Annotated in this window: 16 protein-coding genes; 9 read left to right on the top strand and 7 right to left on the bottom strand. The window is 67.7% G+C overall.

Features of this window, described 5'->3' with window-relative positions:
• Positions 1-16 precede the first annotated feature (16 nt).
• Positions 17-1,663 (top strand): fatty acyl-AMP ligase, encoded by a 1,647-nt coding sequence (locus F3087_RS12695; RefSeq protein WP_150402116.1) that lies wholly within the window; start codon positions 17-19, stop codon positions 1,661-1,663.
• A gap of 53 nt (positions 1,664-1,716) precedes the next feature.
• Here F3087_RS12695 and pth read toward each other — a convergent pair whose 3' ends face one another.
• Both pth and F3087_RS12685 read right to left on the bottom strand, forming a co-directional pair.
• Positions 1,717-2,298 carry an aminoacyl-tRNA hydrolase gene (gene pth, locus F3087_RS12690; protein WP_150402115.1) on the bottom strand — a complete coding sequence of 194 codons (582 nt, stop codon included), beginning with the start codon at positions 2,296-2,298 and terminating at the stop codon, positions 1,717-1,719.
• Positions 2,299-2,321: 23 nt separating this feature from the next.
• Positions 2,322-2,936, bottom strand: a complete 615-nt coding sequence (locus F3087_RS12685; RefSeq protein ID WP_150402114.1) for a 50S ribosomal protein L25/general stress protein Ctc — start codon at positions 2,934-2,936, stop codon at positions 2,322-2,324.
• A 306-nt stretch (positions 2,937-3,242) separates the two neighbouring features.
• Here F3087_RS12685 and F3087_RS12680 point away from each other — a divergent pair, with 306 nt between their 5' ends.
• The gene (locus tag F3087_RS12680) at positions 3,243-4,862 is read left to right on the top strand and encodes a peptide chain release factor 3 (protein WP_150402113.1); all 1,620 of its coding nucleotides are present in this window, start codon (positions 3,243-3,245) and stop codon (positions 4,860-4,862) included.
• A gap of 2 nt (positions 4,863-4,864) precedes the next feature.
• Here the strand turns inward: F3087_RS12680 and F3087_RS12675 are convergent, their stop codons facing one another.
• Positions 4,865-5,482, bottom strand: a complete 618-nt coding sequence (locus tag F3087_RS12675; protein WP_396897560.1) for a nuclear transport factor 2 family protein — start codon at positions 5,480-5,482, stop codon at positions 4,865-4,867.
• A gap of 183 nt (positions 5,483-5,665) precedes the next feature.
• Positions 5,666-6,559 carry an Abi-alpha family protein gene (locus F3087_RS12670; protein ID WP_150402111.1) on the bottom strand — a complete coding sequence of 298 codons (894 nt, stop codon included), beginning with the start codon at positions 6,557-6,559 and terminating at the stop codon, positions 5,666-5,668.
• A 243-nt stretch (positions 6,560-6,802) separates the two neighbouring features.
• Here F3087_RS12670 and F3087_RS12665 point away from each other — a divergent pair, with 243 nt between their 5' ends.
• A complete protein-coding gene (locus tag F3087_RS12665) occupies positions 6,803-8,146 on the top strand; it encodes a hypothetical protein (RefSeq protein ID WP_223885041.1) in 1,344 nt (447 codons plus the stop codon).
• Positions 8,137-9,024 (top strand): Abi-alpha family protein, encoded by an 888-nt coding sequence (locus F3087_RS12660; protein ID WP_150402110.1) that lies wholly within the window; start codon positions 8,137-8,139, stop codon positions 9,022-9,024. The genes F3087_RS12665 and F3087_RS12660 overlap by 10 nt, the downstream gene beginning before the upstream one ends.
• 7 nt (positions 9,025-9,031) lie before the next feature.
• Here the strand turns inward: F3087_RS12660 and F3087_RS12655 are convergent, their stop codons facing one another.
• Positions 9,032-10,816 carry an ABC-F family ATP-binding cassette domain-containing protein gene (locus tag F3087_RS12655; protein ID WP_150402109.1) on the bottom strand — a complete coding sequence of 595 codons (1,785 nt, stop codon included), beginning with the start codon at positions 10,814-10,816 and terminating at the stop codon, positions 9,032-9,034.
• A gap of 258 nt (positions 10,817-11,074) precedes the next feature.
• On the opposite strand from F3087_RS12655, the gene F3087_RS12650 reads away from it, so the two are divergent.
• The gene (locus F3087_RS12650; RefSeq protein WP_150402108.1) at positions 11,075-11,923 is read left to right on the top strand and encodes an LLM class flavin-dependent oxidoreductase; all 849 of its coding nucleotides are present in this window, start codon (positions 11,075-11,077) and stop codon (positions 11,921-11,923) included.
• Positions 11,924-11,928: 5 nt separating this feature from the next.
• On the opposite strand, the gene F3087_RS12645 is transcribed toward F3087_RS12650, so the two are convergent.
• A complete protein-coding gene (locus F3087_RS12645) occupies positions 11,929-12,864 on the bottom strand; it encodes a 4-(cytidine 5'-diphospho)-2-C-methyl-D-erythritol kinase (protein ID WP_150402107.1) in 936 nt (311 codons plus the stop codon).
• Positions 12,865-12,940: 76 nt separating this feature from the next.
• Positions 12,941-13,693: an SDR family oxidoreductase gene (locus F3087_RS12640; protein WP_150402106.1), complete on the bottom strand. Its 753-nt coding sequence runs from the start codon at positions 13,691-13,693 to the stop codon at positions 12,941-12,943.
• A gap of 79 nt (positions 13,694-13,772) precedes the next feature.
• Between F3087_RS12640 and F3087_RS12635 the strand changes: the two genes are divergently transcribed.
• From F3087_RS12635 to F3087_RS12620, 4 genes are all read left to right on the top strand, one after another.
• On the top strand, positions 13,773-14,372 hold the full coding sequence (locus F3087_RS12635; protein WP_223885040.1) for a TetR/AcrR family transcriptional regulator: 600 nt from the start codon (positions 13,773-13,775) through the stop codon (positions 14,370-14,372).
• Positions 14,373-14,463: 91 nt separating this feature from the next.
• Positions 14,464-15,273: a CPBP family intramembrane glutamic endopeptidase gene (locus tag F3087_RS12630; RefSeq protein ID WP_191093939.1), complete on the top strand. Its 810-nt coding sequence runs from the start codon at positions 14,464-14,466 to the stop codon at positions 15,271-15,273.
• 101 nt (positions 15,274-15,374) lie between these two features.
• Positions 15,375-15,581, top strand: a complete 207-nt coding sequence (locus F3087_RS12625; protein ID WP_150402103.1) for a heavy-metal-associated domain-containing protein — start codon at positions 15,375-15,377, stop codon at positions 15,579-15,581.
• Entirely contained in the window at positions 15,581-16,489 is a 909-nt protein-coding gene (locus tag F3087_RS12620; RefSeq protein WP_150402102.1) for a hypothetical protein, read from the top strand. The genes F3087_RS12625 and F3087_RS12620 overlap by 1 nt, the downstream gene beginning before the upstream one ends.
• The last annotated feature ends 152 nt before the right edge of the window (positions 16,490-16,641 follow it).

Raw genomic sequence — 16,641 nt, 5'->3', positions numbered from 1 at the left:
GATGAGGGAGTTGACGTTGAGCAGGTTCACCGACGAGATGTATGCGACGGCGCAGGCGTCGACCCGGGGGCTGGTGACCGGCGAGCCGGACGCACCCCGGCGTCAGAGCTGGGGCGAGATCCATCGGATCGCCCGGCGGATGGCGGGCGGCCTGGCGGCGGCGGGCATCGGACACGGTGACGCGGTCGGCGTGCTGGCCGGCATGCCGGTCGACATCGCACCGGCCTGCCAGGCCATCTGGATGCGCGGCGCCTCGATCACCATGCTGCACCAGCCGACCCCGCGCACCGATCTGGTGGTCTGGGCGCGCGACACCGAGACCGTGCTGACCATGATCGAGGCGCGCGCGGTGGTGCTCGGCGCCCCGTTCGAGGCGGCCGAGCCGCTGCTGCGCGAGCGCGGCATCACCGTGGTGCGGATCGATCAGCTGCACGAGGGCACCGACACCGATCCGGTGCCGACGGCCGAGGACGATATCGCCTTGCAGCAGTTGACCTCCGGGTCGACCGGATCGCCCAAGGCGGTGCGGATCACCCACGGCAACTTCTTCGTCAACGCCTACGCCATGTTCGACCGGGTCAAGTTCCAGCTCGACGACGACGTGATGATCAGCTGGCTGCCGCTGTTCCACGACATGGGCATGGTCGGATTCCTCAGTGTCCCCATGCAAATCGGCGCCGAGGTGGTGTGCGTGACGCCGCTCGACTTCCTCATGCGCCCCTTGTTATGGGCCGAACTGATCGCCAAGTACCGCGGAACCGTCACCGCCGCACCGAATTTCGCGTACTCCCTGCTGGCCCGCCGGCTCAAGCAGGCCGACGACGGCGCGTTCGATCTGAGCAGCGTCCGCTACATGTGGAACGGCGCGGAGCCGGTCGACCCGGACACCATGGAAACGTTGGCCGCGGCCGGAAAGCGTTTCGGGCTCAGCCCGATGGCGCTCACCCCGGTCTACGGCATGGCGGAAACCACACTGGCCGTGTCGATTCCGGATCCGGGCCTGGGTCAGGTCATCGATGTCATCGACGCCGATCTGCTCGAGGCGCTGGGCAAGGCGGTGCCGGTGCACGACGCGCACGGGCATCCGGGCAACATCCGCCGGCTGCCGACGCTGGGCTACCTGGTCGATCATCTCGAAGGCCGGGTCGTCGACGCGGAACGCCAGGAGCTGCCGAGCCGATCCGTCGGCGTCATCGAATTACGCGGCCCGGCAGTCACTTCCGGCTACGTCACGGTCAACGGGTTCCGCCCGGCGCAGGACGCGGCGGGCTGGCTCGACACCGGCGACATCGGCTACTTCACCGACGAGGGCCTGATCGTGGTCTGCGGCCGGATCAAGGACGTCATCATCATGGGCGGCCGCAACATCTACCCCACCGACATCGAACGCGCCGCCACTAGGGTGACCGGCGTGCGACCCGGCAACGCGGTCGCCGTACGCCTCGACGCCGGCCAGAAGCGGGAGAGTTTCGCGGTGGTGGTGGAGAGCAACGAATACCAGGATGCCGAGGCGGTAAAGCGAATCGAACGCGAGATCGTGCACGCCGTGTTCTCCGAGGTGGGCTCCCGCCCGCGCACCGTCGCCGTCCTCGGCCCCGGCGCACTGCCGAAGACCTCGTCCGGCAAACTCCGCCGCGCCGCCACCGCCGTCCACCTGCGCTGACCGGCGGCGCAGATATCGAAAGGCGTTGACAGCGCTACGAATTCGCGACGCTGTCAGTGCACTCGGTTCTGCGCGGCTTCCAGTCCGACCCGGAGCAACAGCTCGACGGCGTCGGCGGCCTGCTCGACGATCACCGGTATTTCCTTGCGTTCCGGCGCCGCGAACGGCTTGAGCACGTAGTCCGCCGGATCCTGCCGGCCGGGCGGGCGGCCGATGCCGATCCGGGTGCGCAGGTAGTCCTTGGTGGTCAGCGCGCTGGACACGGAGCGAAGGCCGTTGTGCCCGCCCTCGCCGCCGCCGCGCTTGAGCCGGATCTCGCCGAACTGCAGGTCGAGCTCGTCGTGCACGACGATCACCTCGGTCGGCGGCACGGAGAAGAACTTGGCCAGCGCCGCGACCGGGCGCCCGGACAGATTCATGAACGAGCGCGGCTTGGCGATCAGCACCTGGCGGCCGTCGAGCCGGGCCTGCAACAGGTCGGCGCCGGACTTCTTGTGCACGCCAAAACGGCCGCCGACGCGCTCCGCGAGCACGTCGGCGACCAAAAACCCCACATTGTGCCGGGTGCGCTCGTATTCGGTGCCTGGGTTACCCAGTCCGACAACGAGCGCGGGCCCGGTCGTGGATTCGGTCATCGACAACCGATTCCCGGTACTGCTTACTCGGCGCTCGCGGCTTCGGCGGCGGCCTCGGCAGCCTCGGCGGCTTCCTCGACCTCGGCCTCGGACTGCGGCGCGGCGATGACGTTGACGATCAGCGTCTCGGCGTCGACGTTGAGGGTGACACCCTTGGGCAGCGTGAGCTCGCCCGCGTTGATCTGGGTGCCCGCCTCGACACCCTCGACCGAGACCTCGATGGACTCGGGGATGCTCATCGCGTCGGACTCGATGGAGATGGTGGTGGCGTCCTGGGTGACCAGGGTGCCGGGGGCGGCGTCGCCGACGACGATGACGTTCACGTCGGCGGTGACCTTCTCGCCCTTCTTGATGATGAGCAGGTCGGCGTGCTCGATGTAGCGGCGAATCGGGTGCACGACAACCGACTTGGTGAGCGCGAGCTGCTTCTTGCCGTCGATGACGAGGCTGAGCACCGCGTTGGTGCCGTGCTCGCGCAGAATGGCGGAGAAGGCGCGGGCATCCAGCGAGAGGTGCTGCGGGTCGGCCTGGTGGCCGTACAGCACGGCGGGAACGTTGCCCGCGCGACGGGTACGGCGGGCGGCACCCTTACCGAACTCGGTGCGTACGGCGGCTTCGAGAAGGTTGGCGTCGGACATGACTGGATCTACTCCCTACGGCTGTTCCGGGCTGTCAACAGTGCGCCAGGGTCTGTTTCCGCCCTGGCTAGGTTGGTCTACTCGTCCGACGAAAGAACCAACGGGGACGGCCGGAAGCCGAGCCGCGTCGATCACGGTGAACGCAAATCAAGGTCTGCGGTCACCCTCGCCGAGACAACCCGAACACCATACCGCAAGGGTTATGCCCAGGTTGAATCGGGTGGTCGGGCACAGGTCGTGTCGGGGCCATGCGGATCGCGTAGATTAGACAGGTTGCCGATCGGTCGTCTGTGAAAGGTTGTTCCGTTGACCGCCTCCCCTGAGGGACTTCCCGCCGAGGTTTCCCGACGGCGCACGTTCGCGGTGATCTCGCACCCCGACGCCGGCAAGTCGACGCTCACCGAAGCGCTCGCGCTGCACGCCAGGATGATCTCCGAGGCGGGCGCGATCCACGGTAAGGCGGGCCGCCGCTCCACCGTCTCGGACTGGATGGAGATGGAGAAGGCGCGCGGCATCTCGGTCAGTTCGACCGCGCTGCAGTTCAATTACCGCGCCGAGGGCTCCGACGTGGACAGCGTGATCAACCTCGTCGATACGCCCGGCCACTCCGATTTCTCCGAGGACACCTACCGGGTGCTCACCGCCGTCGACGCCGCGGTGATGCTGATCGACGCCGCGAAGGGCCTGGAGCCGCAGACGCTCAAGCTGTTCCAGGTGTGCCGGCACCGCGGCATCCCGGTCATCACCGTGATCAACAAGTGGGACCGGCCCGGCCAGGCGCCGCTGGAACTGCTGGACGAGATCAGCGAACGGATCGGCCTCACCCCCACCCCACTGTTTCTGCCGGTCGGCATCGCGGGCGACTTCCGCGGCCTGCTGCGCCGCGGCGACGAGGGTGCCCCGCTCGAATACATCCACTTCACCCGCACCGCCGGCGGCGCGACCATCGCGCCGGAGGAGTCGCTGACCCCGGCGCAGGCCGAGGCGCGCGAGGGCGAGCCGTGGACCACCGCGGTCGAGGAGAGCGAGCTGCTCTCGGCCACCGGGCAGGACCACGATCAGGAAATGTTCCTCGCCGGGCAGACCTCGCCGGTCATCTACGCCTCGGCGATGCTGAACTTCGGCGTGCGGCAGCTGCTGGAGGCGCTGGTCTCGCTGGCGCCGCCGCCCGGCCCGCGCCCGGACGTGAACGGCGGGGCACGCGAGATCACCGAGCCGTTCAGCGCGGTGGTGTTCAAGGTGCAGGCGGGCATGGATGCCGCGCACCGGGATCGATTGGCGTTCATGCGGATCGTGTCCGGCGAGTTCGAGCGCGGCATGGTCGTGACGCACGCACAGACCGGCCGCCCGTTCGCGACGAAGTACGCGTTGACCGTCTTCGGCCGGGAGCGCAACACCGTCGACACCGCCTACCCCGGCGACGTGGTCGGCTTGGTCAACGCGACGGCGCTGGCCCCGGGCCACACGCTGTTCGTGGACAAGAAGGTGGAGTTCCCGCCGATCCCGTCGTTCGCGCCGGAGCACTTCGCGGTGCTGCGCGCCGAGAGCGCGGGCAAGTACAAGCAGTTCCGCAAGGCCATCGATCAGCTGGACTCCGAGGGCGTTGTGCAGGTGCTGCGCAACGACATTCGCGGCGACGCGTCGCCCGTGCTCGCGGCCGTCGGGCCGATGCAGTTCGAGGTGGTCACCGCGCGCATGCTGACCGAGTTCAATGTCGAGACCAAGATGGACAATCTGCCCTACACGCTGGCTCGGCGCACCGACGCCGCGTCCATGGACGAGTTGGGCAAGCAGCGCGGTGTCGAGGTGTTCACCCGCAGCGACGGTGCGCTGCTCGCGCTGTTCAGTGACAAGTGGCGGTTGCAGTACATCGAGAAGGAATTCCCGAAGCTGACCTTGGAGCCACTGGTCGCGACGGCGGACTGAGCTCAGCCCGCTTCCGGTTCGCGCCGAACCGGCGGTGCGCCGGGGTCGCGTTCGACCGAGGAGATGACGCCGTCTTCGCGGGAGATCAGGCCCCAGCGGCTCGAGGTCAGGCGCAGGCTCGGCAGATCGCTCAGCGAGAGCACCACTTCGTAGGTGCGTTCGTAACCGGTGTGCGAAATGCGCCAGCGGCCGTCGTCACAGCGGACATATTCGTCGGAGTAGAAGGCCGCGCCGCGCAACAGCATGTTGTGGCCGGGAATGAGCACGGTGTCGGCGAGGTACCAGGTGCCGGTCGCGGCGTCGCCGTCGACGTCGATCTCCGGGTGGTCGCAGCGATGTTCGGTGATGACGTGCGGGCCGAGGGTGTTGCGCATGAACGCGAGGAACGCGTCGCGCGATTCGAACTGGAGGTATTCGCTGTAGGTGGCGGTCGCCTCGGGAATCATGGTGTCCGCGAACTCATCCCAGGATTTCGTGTCGAGGCTGCGTAGGTAGCGGAACTTCAATCTGCTGATCGCGGTGACGTCGTCGAGCTTGCGCTCGTCGCCGCGCGGTCTGCCCTCGCGGCGTTTCTGCTCGTCCGCCCCGGGGTCGCCGCGCTCGAGCCGGCCGATGTCGATCCTCGGGTTGCCCCGCTCCTGTCCGCCGCCACCCGCACTCGGGTCGCCGCGGCCTAGCCCGCCGGTTCCCTGATCCATACTTAACAATCCCATCCAAAGCCATTCGGCTACACGATTTGGGAGATTTGTATCAGATCGCTATCACCGGTCGGGGGACATTTCGCCCAAGATCGACTTTAGGTTTCAGTTGGCGATGGTGAAGCAGGTGCGGCAGAAATCCTCGCCGAACTCGGTCAGGCGCAGGCTCTTGCGCACGATTTTCGGTGCGCGACCGGCCTTCTTCAACGCGGCCTCGACCACCGGCTGCACCTCGAGCACCATGTATCGGCTCAGTACCACCGGGTCGTCGGAGACCAGGGTCAGCCCGAGCCGGCTGAGGTTGATCAGGTAGGGGCGCGACCGATCCGGGTAGCGGACGCCGGCCTGCTCGGGCACCGAGGTCAGATCCCCTTGAACGAGTTCGGAGCCGATGCCCAGCGGGCGGTTGGTGCGCACGTCGACCGAGGGTTGCGGGCCGTTCTGCGCCATGAAACGCAGGATGCGCGCCTCGTCGGGGGCGAGTTCGTCGAGGATGCGGTCGTAGGCGGGGTGCACGTCTTCGGTGAAGTAGACGTCGGCGGAACGAGCGAGCAGCGCGTCGCCGCGCCGGCGTAGCTCGTCGGTGCTCGCCGACCGAAGGTAGGAGCCGACGGCCAGCGCCTGCTGCTGCGCGCCGCTGTTGTTGCCGGGCCCGTTCGGCGTCGGCACGTAACTGACGATCTCGCGCACCGACCCCTCGGTGACGCCGAGCGCGCTACGGGCTATGGAGCGCAACGCATTTCCGGTTCGCTCGGCGATATCGGCGGACGATTCACCGTCCAGCGCCGCCTGAGTGATCTCCTTGGTGACCTCGAAGGTGGTGCCGACCGCCCACTGACCGCCGCGCACCACGCTGCCCGCCGCGACCCCCGCCGCCCGGAATACGCCGCGAATCAGCCGGGCCTCATTGCTGATCTGCCGCTGTTCGACATCCGAGCTGCGCTCAACGGCGCGAGAACCGGCTCGAGCGATGTCCTGTCCGGCCCTGTCGTCTGCCACGTCATACTCCGATATCGCCAGGTGAACGAATCCCGCCCCACAGATTACTTCCCCCTGTGTCGCTGGTCATTGTCGCCGTCGCCCTCCGCCGATGCGGCATTGCGCACAAACACTGTGACCGATATCTCGGCATGCGGCAGTGTGGCACCGCGCACTCGAGGTGGACCCGTCTCTTCTCCTCACAATAAGGTCCCGGTGCCGACAGGGTGCTACTTTGATGTTCCGGTGAGGCGGCGGTCACCGGTGTGTCGGCAGGAGGGTGTCGTGTTAGAGAGTGTGTTCGGTGTCCACCCAACAATCCTGCTAGAGCTTCTGACTATCCCACTTTTCACCGGAATCATCGGCTACATCACCAACTGGACCGGCGTGCTCATGCTGTTCCAGCCGATTGCCTTCCACGGCTTCCGATTGCCTGGACTTCGCGCGCTGTATCCCTTCCTGCCCAAAAGAATTCAGGTGTTGCCGCTACTGAGTTACGACGGCAGATTCGGCTGGCAGGGCATCGTCCCCTCGCGCGCGGACAAGATGGCCAGCATCGCGGTGGACAAGGGCCTGGCGAAACTGGGCAGCGTCGCCGATTTCTACCGCGAGCTCGAGCCGGACAAGCTCGCCGAACATCTCGCCAGCATCGCCGACGAACAGATCCAGACCATCGTCGAGGATATTCTCAAGCGCGAACATCCACAGCTCTGGTACAACCTGCCGAGCCAAGTTCGCGACATGGTACAGGCTCGAGTTCGTCAGCAACTGCCGGATATTCTGCGCGAGCTGACCGATGAATTAGGCGCGAATATTGATCAACTGCTCGATGTGAAGCAGATGGTGATTCGCTACTTCCAGGGCAGGCCGCAACTGCTCAACACGCTGTTCCAAGTCCTTGGCGCGAAAGAGCTGCGGTTCATGATCAATTTCGGCTTCTACTTCGGCGCCCCGATGGGCGTGGTACTGGTAGCCATCCTGCATCTCACCGGCTGGTCCACGCTGGTCGTGCTGCCCATCGGCGGCGTGGTGATCGGCTGGGTGGTCAACTGGGTCGGCATCAACATGATCTTCGCGCCCGCCTACCCGAAGTGGTGGTGCCCGTGGCGGCAGGGCCTGCTGATCAAACGCCAGTCCGAAATCACCGACGGCTACGCCGAACTGGTGTCGAGCCAGGTGCTGACCGTGGCGAATATCGGCGACGAACTGCTCAACGGCCCGCGCTCGGACCGCACCATCCAGATGCTGGAGGACACCCTGCGCCCGGCCGCCGACCGCGCGCTCGGCCCGGCTCGCCCCGCGGTCAAGTTCATGCTCGGCAGCCGTGACTACGACACGTTGCAGGACACGTTCACCGCCGAGGCCATGGCCATCGCCCCGATCGCCTTCGCCGACCCGGAGTTCAACGTCCGCCAAGGCAGGCAGATCAACACCTACATCGCCAAACAGATGGCGGCACTGAAGCCGCCGGACTTCGTCGACATGTTGCGCTCGGCCATCAAGCAAGATGAGTGGCTGCTTTTTCTCCATGGCGGCGTGTTGGGGCTCTTCGCCGGATACGCTCATATTCTGATTTTCGGAACAGGAGTGGCGACCACATGGCTGTAGCGAAATCCGGCCCCGGCGACGATGCCGGGGACGTCGAGCACACCGCCGCGGAGGTGGCGCCGTCGACGGAGATCGCTCGACGGTCCGGCAGCCAAGTCGTCCGGCAGGACGAATCCGCTTCGCGGGTGCCCTATCCCATCGCCGGCGTGCGCGCGGCCACCGGCGTGGCCAGGGTGGCCTGGACCGCGGTGACCGGCATGACCGCGTGGAGCCTGGGCACGGCGGTCGGCGTCACCTCGACCGTCGTGCAGCGCAGCATCCAGGGCGTGCCGCCGCGAGAAGTGCTGGCCGAGGCCGAATCCGAGGTGCGCGACCGGTTGCGCCGGGCGCTGGGTTTCCCCGAGGCGCCGAATGAGCCTGCCGCACAATCGGTTCCCACGCTGCGCGAGCAGGGTGCGGCGCTGCTGCGATTGTCGGCGAGCACGCACGGGGACGACGACAACCATCCGGCCTTCGCCGGCATGCTGGCCGAACTGACCCCGGACGAGGCGCGGATCCTGCGCTTCCTGCACCTGGACGGCCCGCAGCCCTCGATCGACATCCGCACCGGACGCCCGCGCGCACTCGGCGCGGAACGGGTCGGCTCGATGCTGACGCTGGTCGGCGAGCACGCCGGGTTGCGTTTCCCGAACCGGATCCAGCAGTACCTGACCAACCTGCGCAGGCTCGGACTGGTCGAGCACGCGCGCGAGCCGGTCGGCAATCCGCACCGGTACCAGCTGCTGGAAGCCCAAGGGCCGGTGCGTGATCTGCTCAAGCGCTCCGGATTCGGCACCAAGGTGATCTACCGCAGCGTGTCGCTCACCGGATTCGGCGCCGACTTCGTCCGGACCTGCCTGCCGGTGGCGATCCAGGACGACCGCGCCGCCGGGCACTGACGGCCGGTTACCCGTCCGCCAGCTCCATCCACCGTTCCTCCGCGGCTTCCTTTTCCGCGACGACCTGCTTGAGTTCGGCGTTGAGCCGGACCAGCTTGTCCGGGTCGGTCGCGGCCTCGGCCAGCGCGGCGTGCAGCTTGCGCTCGCGCTCGTCGAATTTCTCGATGGACCGTTCCAGCTTGGACAGTTCCTTGCGCGCGGCCCGCTGGGTCGCGGCGTCGGTGACCGGCGCGGCCTTGGTATCGGCGCCCGAGCGCGGCGCGGTATCACCCTGTGCGGCACGCTTTTTCAGGTATTCATCGATGCCGCCGGGCAGGTTGGTGAGCTTGCCGTCGCCGAACAGCGCCCAGGTGGAGTCGCAGATGCGCTCGATCAGGTACCGGTCGTGGCTGATCACGACCAGGGTGCCCGCCCAGTTGTCGAGCAGGTCTTCCAGCTGTTGCAGGGTGTCGATGTCCAGGTCGTTGGTCGGCTCGTCGAGCAGCAGCACGTTCGGCTCGGCCATCAGGATGCGGGTCAGTTGCAGCCGGCGCCGCTCGCCACCGGACAGATCGCCGACCGGGGTGCGCTGGCGGGCCGGGGTGAAGCCCAGCCGCTCGGCGAGCTGACCCGCCGAGATCTCCTTGTCGCCGAGCATGATTCGCTGCGCGACCTGCTGGACCGCTTCCAGCACCCGCATATTGGTCGGCAGGTCGTCGAGTTCCTGTCGCAGCCAGCCGATCTGCACCGTCTGGCCCTGAATGCGCTTGCCCACCGCGGGTTCGGTCTCGCCGGCCAGCGTACGCAGCAGGGTGGTCTTGCCGGAGCCGTTCACCCCGACCAGGCCGACCCGTTCGCCCGGCGCGAGCCGCCAGGTCAGGTCGCGCACCAGCTCCCGGCCGTCCGGGGTGGTGAGGGTGGTGTCCTCGAGCTCGATCACCACCCGCCCCAGGCGCTTTCGCGCGAACGCGGCCAGCGAGACGCTGTCGCGCGGCGCGGGCACATCGGCGATGAGCGCCTCGGCCGCCTCCACCCGATAGCGCGGCTTGGACGTGCGGGCCTTCGCGCCGCGGCGCAGCCAGGCCAGTTCCTTACGGGCCAGGTTGGCGCGGCGGGCCTCGGAGGCGTCGGCCTGCCGGGCGCGCTCGGCACGGGCGAAGATCCAGTCGCCGTAGCCGCCCTCGTAGGTCTCGACCTTGCCGCCGACGACCTCCCAGGTGTTGGTCGCGACGGTGTCCAGGAACCAGCGATCGTGGGTCACGACCACGAGCGAGCTGCGCCGGTTGAGCAGGTGCTGGGCCAGCCACTGCACGCCTTCGACATCGAGGTGGTTGGTGGGCTCGTCGAGGACGAGCAGATCGAGGTCGCGAACCAGCGCGGCCGCCAGCGCGACGCGGCGGCGCTCGCCACCGGACAGGTTGTCGATCGAGGTCTCCAGGCCGAGGCCGGCGATTCCGATTCCTTCCATCACCGAGCGGATGCGCGGGTTGGCGGCCCATTCGTGCTCGGCCACATCGTCAGTCATCGCGTCGTCGGCCAGACCAGCCAAGACGACGTCGCCGACGGTCGAACCGGGCGGCAGCACGCCGCGCTGGGTCACCGTGGCGATCCGCAGCCCGCCGACGCGGCTGACCCGCCCGCTGTCCGGCGGCTCGAGCCCGGTGAGCACCTCGAGCAGCGTGGTTTTACCGCCGCCGTTCAGACCGACGACGCCGATCCGCTCGCCCGCGTGGACGCCCATCGAGACGTTGTCCAGCAGCGGCGTGATCCCAAAGCTCTTGGAAACCTGCTCGAGGTTGATCAGGTTGGACATGAATCCTTCCGGTTCTTGCAGCGGCGGGCGAGTTGCTTGCCCTGAGCCAGCGTACTGAGCTTCCCGAACCCGCTCCGCCGCCCCCTTGCGGAACGAACGCTGTTCGTCTAGATTAATGCCAACGAACAGCGTTCGTCACGAACGAAGTTAGTTAACCAGGTGCTCTCCGGAATTACAGCCGCAGCATGGGAGCCCCACCTCGGCCGAGGTGAGCGGGCGGCACACATCCAGTTCGCGTTTCCTCATGGAGGTTCTCCCATGCACGTCGGTCTCGGTCTCCCCATCTCCGACCCCACCGTTCTGCTCGACTGGGCCCGCCGCGCCGACGCCGGCCCGTTCTCCACCCTCGGCCTGCTCGACCGGCTGGTCTACGACAATCCCGAACCGCTGGTCGCACTGGCCATCGCGGCCGGCGCCACCAGCCGGATCAAGCTGCAAACCGAGGTGCTCCTCGCGCCGCTGCGCGAGCCGACCCTGCTCGCCAAGCAGGTCGCGACGCTGGACCGGATGTCCGGCGGCCGCTTCGTGCTCGGCCTCGGCGTCGGCGGCCGCGCGGACGACCACATCGCCTCCGGCACCGACCTGCGCACCCGCGGCCGCCGCCTGGACGAGCAGATGGAGATCATGCGCCGCGTCTGGTCCGGTCAGCCGTACGGCCCCGACTGCGGCCCGATCGGCCCCGCGCCGCTGCGGCCCGAAGGCCCCGAGATCCTGTTCGGCGGCTTCCAGCCCGCCGCGCTCGACCGCGTAGGTCGTTGGGGCGGTGGCTTTCTCGCCGCTGCCCCGGCCGCCTGGGCCGGTCGGCTGTTCGACACCGTGCGCAAGTCCTGGACCGACCACGGCCGCTCCGGCGCGCCGCGCATCGTCGCCCAGGTCAACGTCGTGCTCGGCGACCAGAACCTGATCGACGAGGCCCGCGCCTCGATGGGTGGCTACTACGAATTCAGTGGCCGTGCCGACTACATGCTCGAGGGGATGCTCACCACCCCCGACGCAATCCGTTCCGCCATCAAGCAATTCGACGATCTCGGCGCCGACGAGGTCATGCTCTACTGCTACGGCGGCGACGCCGACCAGGTCGACCGCCTGGCCGAGGTCATCGCCTGAGCCGGCTACCGCTTACCCGGCGTCTCGCTGCTGAGCACGCGAGCGCCGGGCACCGGGCCGCTCGCGGTCCGGATGCTGCGACAGACGCCCGCGCCCGCCAGTTCCGCCGCGACCGCCACCGCGGATTCCTCACTCTCACAGAGGAATGCGCAGGTGGGCCCGGAGCCGGAGACCAGACCGGCGAGCGCGCCCGCGTTGACCCCGGCGCGCAGCGTGCGGCGCAACTCCGGCTTCAGCGACAGCGCGGCCGCCTGCAAGTCGTTACCCAGCAGCGGCGCAAGCTGTTTCGGATCGCCGAAGGCCAAAGCCTGCATCAGCTGCTGTGGTTCGCCCAGTCGCGGCGGAGTTCCGTTCGCGCGCAAGCGATCTAGTTCAGCGAATACCGCAGGGGTGGACAGCCCGCCCTTGGCCAGCGCGAGCACCCAGTGAAAGCTGTTGCGGGACAACACCGGAAGCAGACGTTCGCCCCGTCCGGTGCCGAGCGCGGTGCCGCCGTGCAAGGCGAACGGCACGTCGCTGCCGAGTTCCGCGCCCACGGCGGCGAGTTCGTCCCGGGTGAGCCCGAGATCCCACAGTTCGTTGAGACCGACCAGTGCCGCGGCGCCGTCCGCGCTGCCGCCGGCCATCCCACCCGCCACCGGAATGCCCTTGGCGATCGCGAATTCCACCAGCGGCGCCCGCCCGGCCTGATGCGCGAGCCGGACCGCGGCCTTCCAGACCAGATTGGTGCGGTCGGTCGGCACGTCCGCGGCGCCTTCGCCGGACACCCGCACGGCCAGCGAGCCCGCCGGGGCGATCTCCACGTCGTCGCTGAGCGAGAGCGCTTGGAACACCGTGGTCAGGTCGTGATACCCATCGGGGCGCAGGTCACCGACTCCGAGATGGAGGTTCACCTTCGACGGCGCGCGCACGGTGATGGGGCTCGGGACAACTGACAGCACGGTGCCCAAGCCTAATGGGTGGTCCTGGCCGTCGCGCGGCTCGATATCGGCCTTTCACCGTCCGTGAATCATTCGGTTACAGCAGTCCCCCGCCGGTGGCATCGATCCACTGCCCGGTAACCCAGCGGGCGTCGGCGGAGGCGAGGAAGCCGACCACATCGGCCACTTCGGCGGGCTGACCGAGCTGTTTGAGCGGGGACATCTGTGTCACCATCGCCACCGTTTCGGCGTTGTTCAGCCAGCCCGCGTTCATGTCGGTGTCGATGATGCCGGGGGCCACCGCGTTCACCGTGATCCCGCGCGCGCCGACCTGCTTGGCCAGCACGCTGGTGAACGAGTCGAGCGCGGCCTTGGTCATCGTGTACGCGATCAGCTCCGGCATCCGCGCGCCGTTGGTGAGGCCGGTGGAGAGATTGACGATGCGGCCGCCGTCGCGCATCCGGTCCAGGCCGAGCTTGGTGATGAAGAACGGGGCCTTGGCATTGACCGCGAACACCCGGTCGAAGGCGGCCTCGTCGGTGCCTTCGATCGGTTCGCGGGTGCCGTCGATGCCGGCGTTGTTGACCAGGATGTCGACCCCGTCGGCATGCGCGTCGAAGGCGGCCCACAGGGCGGCGGCGTCGTCGGGGACGCCGAGTTCGGCGCGGATCGCGAAGGCTGACCCGCCCGCGGCCTCGATGCCGGTGACGACCTCCTCGGCGGCCTGCTCGCTCCCGTTGTAGTGCACCGCCACCCGCGCCCCGTCCCGGCCGAGCCGTTCGGCGATGCCTCGGCCGATGCCCCGGCTGCCGCCCGTCACCAGTGCGGTCTTGCCTGTCAGTGCGCCCATCGTGGGGTTCCTTTCTCTAGCGATCACTACAGAAGTGGACGTTAGCACAATATCTAGTGATCGCTATAGAATGATTTCCATGAGCCCTACGACCCGCGGCAGGCCGCGTTCGTTCGATCGGGACGCCGCGCTGGAGCAGGCGCTGCGGCTGTTCTGGCAACGCGGTTACGAGGCCACCTCGATCGGTGACCTGACCACGGCGATGGGCATCGGCGCGCCGAGTCTCTACGCGGCGTTCGGCGACAAGACGACGCTGTTCAAGGAGGCGGTCGAGAGCTTCGGCGCGAAGTACGGCGACTTCATCGGGCGGGCACTGGCCGAGGAGCCGACCGCGGCGGCGGCGATCCGGCGCACGCTGCACGAGGCGGCCGCGGAGTACACCCGGCCGAACTATCCGCGCGGTTGCCTGGTGATCAGCGCCGGCATCAACACGAACAGCGGTGAGGTCGCGGACATGCTGCAGGGGCTGCGCAGTCGGAATCTCCAGTTGTTCACCGACCGGATTCAGGTCGATATCGACTCGGGCGTGCTGGTCACCAAGGACGACGCGTCGACGTTGGCCCGCTATGTCGGCACGGTGCTGCAGGGAATGTCGCACGCGGCCAGGGATGGTGCGAGCCGGGCGGAACTGGAGAAGGTCGCCGAATTGGCGATGTACGGCTGGGGCCGGACAAACTAGGCAGTGTCGCACCGGAAGTATGAGGTCACAGCAGCACAAATGGCCCTGAAGCATGAGGGCAACGACACCGGCGCGATGTGACGATTTCCTGATGATAGATAGACCTGAAAGTCCTACCGCCACTTTCGACTACGCAGCTCAGCAAGTTTCGGCGCCAACCGCGCGAATCTTCTGGGCATTCATCGGAATCTACATTTTTGCCACGCTGCTCGCCTCGGCGGCAATGCTTGCGCTGCAACCGGTTTCGGGGATCGATCCGGCGGCCTTGTCGGTGGTTCAATTCGCGCCCGCCCTCGGCGCACTGGTTACCTGGCTCGTCGGTCGCAAGTTTCTCGGCCCACTATTTCCGGCGTCGGTGCCTGCCCGGCAAGTTCGCGAGAATCTCGGCTACATCGTGGCGGCGTGCATTTTTTTGGCGTTATTGATCGCCGGGGCAACAGCATTGGCGGGGCACGATCTCGTCGGTCCGGCGGCCGTCGGCGGCGTGCCCTTCGTGGTGTTCTTCGTGATCCAGCTCATCGGCGCGACCGGCGAGGAGATCGGGTGGCGCGGATTCCTGCAACCGCTGCTGGAATCGCGGACGCGCCGGTCCGTGGCGATCGCCGTAACCGGCGCGACGTGGGCACTGTGGCACGTGCAAGCATTCGGCGCGGGTCCGGTGGTCGCGGTGTCGTTCTTTGTCTCGACCATGGCGTTCGCCGCGCTGCTCGGCACGTTCGGCACCGGCGGCTTCCGGCAGCGGGTGCTGATCGCGGCGGTCGGGCACTGGCTGATCAATGTCGGGATCTACCTGACCGCGGGCGACGCGACCTACGAACCACCACACATCGTGATCACTGCGGTCGGAGCGGTTTTCGTCGCCGCGGCGACGCTCGCAGTACGGTCGTGGCGTGCGCGATGAGCGGGATTCCAGCACTTGCGTGCAATACCCACTGGGGGTATGTTCGATCGAGTCGGGGTACCCCCGGCCCGTATGATGGAGAATGAGCGAAGGAGTCGGAGATGCCCAGTTCCACCTACACCGTCACGGGGATGACCTGCGGGCACTGCGTGAGCTCCGTCAAGACGGAGATCGGCAAGATCGACGGTGTCACCGGTGTCGATGTGGATCTCGCCAGCGGCGCGGTCACGGTCGACAGCGCCGCGCCGATCGCCGACAGCGCCATCCTGGCCGCCGTGGACGAGGCGGGCTACGAGGTCGCGGTCTGATGCAGGACCGGCTGAAGTTCGCCGCCTTCGGTGGCGCGCTCGTCGTGCTGTTCGGTGCCGCGCTCGGCATCGGCGCCCTGGTCGGCGATCCGGCCGAGCGCGCCGCGGACCGCACGACGAGCTCGGCCGGGTCGGACACCGGGCTGTCGGAGACTCGATCCGGCTACACCCTCACCGACCTGACCGCGCCGACGGAGCCGAATCAAGCCGGTGCCCTGCGCTTTCGGATCACCGGGCCGGACGGCGCGCCGGTCGTCGGGTTCCGGACCCAGCACGACAAGAAGCTGCACCTGATCATCGTCCGGTCCGACGCCACGCAGTACCGGCACGTACATCCGACCATGGACACGGCCGGCACCTGGTCGATCGATTGGACCTGGGCGCAGCCCGGGACGTATCGGGTGTTCACCGACTTCATGCCGGAAACCGACGGCAGCGGACCCGGCGGACTGGTCCTCAGCCGGACCGTCTCCGTGACCGGAACGGCTGCGCTACAACCACTTCCGCCGCCCGCACGGACCGCGGCAACGGACGGTTACCAGGTCACCGCGACCGGCGATCTCCGCACGGCCGGCAGCGAGCTGCGGTTCACCATCACCCGCGATGGCACACCGGTGACCAACCTCGAACCGTACCTCGGCGCCTACGCGCATCTCGTCGCTTTGCGCGCGAACGACCTCGCCTATCTGCACGTGCATCCGGAAGGCGAGATCGGCCGCACCCCCGCCGGACCCGAGGTCGCGTTCCATGCACAGGCCCCGAGTGCGGGCCCGTATCGGCTGTATCTAGACTTCTCCCACGGCGGCGCGGTGCACACCGCCGAGTTCACCATGGAAGCACCTACGGTCGAATCATCCACAGGCTCATCCACATCCGGCGGCGCGCCGCATCAGGGTGGCGGGCACTGACGTCCACACTCGCCGGTGCGCGCTCGATCGAGCCGCCGATCGGCAGCCTGACCTGCACTTCTCGGGTCACGCGGATCGATATGAGACACAACCGAATCGACGTCGCCACAGCGATCGTGACCCCTGCCACAAAAATGGCAAAGATAAGTTAT

It is taken from the genome of Nocardia colli (assembly GCF_008704205.1).
GTDB classification, from domain to species: Bacteria; Actinomycetota; Actinomycetes; order Mycobacteriales; family Mycobacteriaceae; genus Nocardia; species Nocardia colli.
This window is presented reverse-complemented; position numbering and strand designations above follow the sequence as displayed.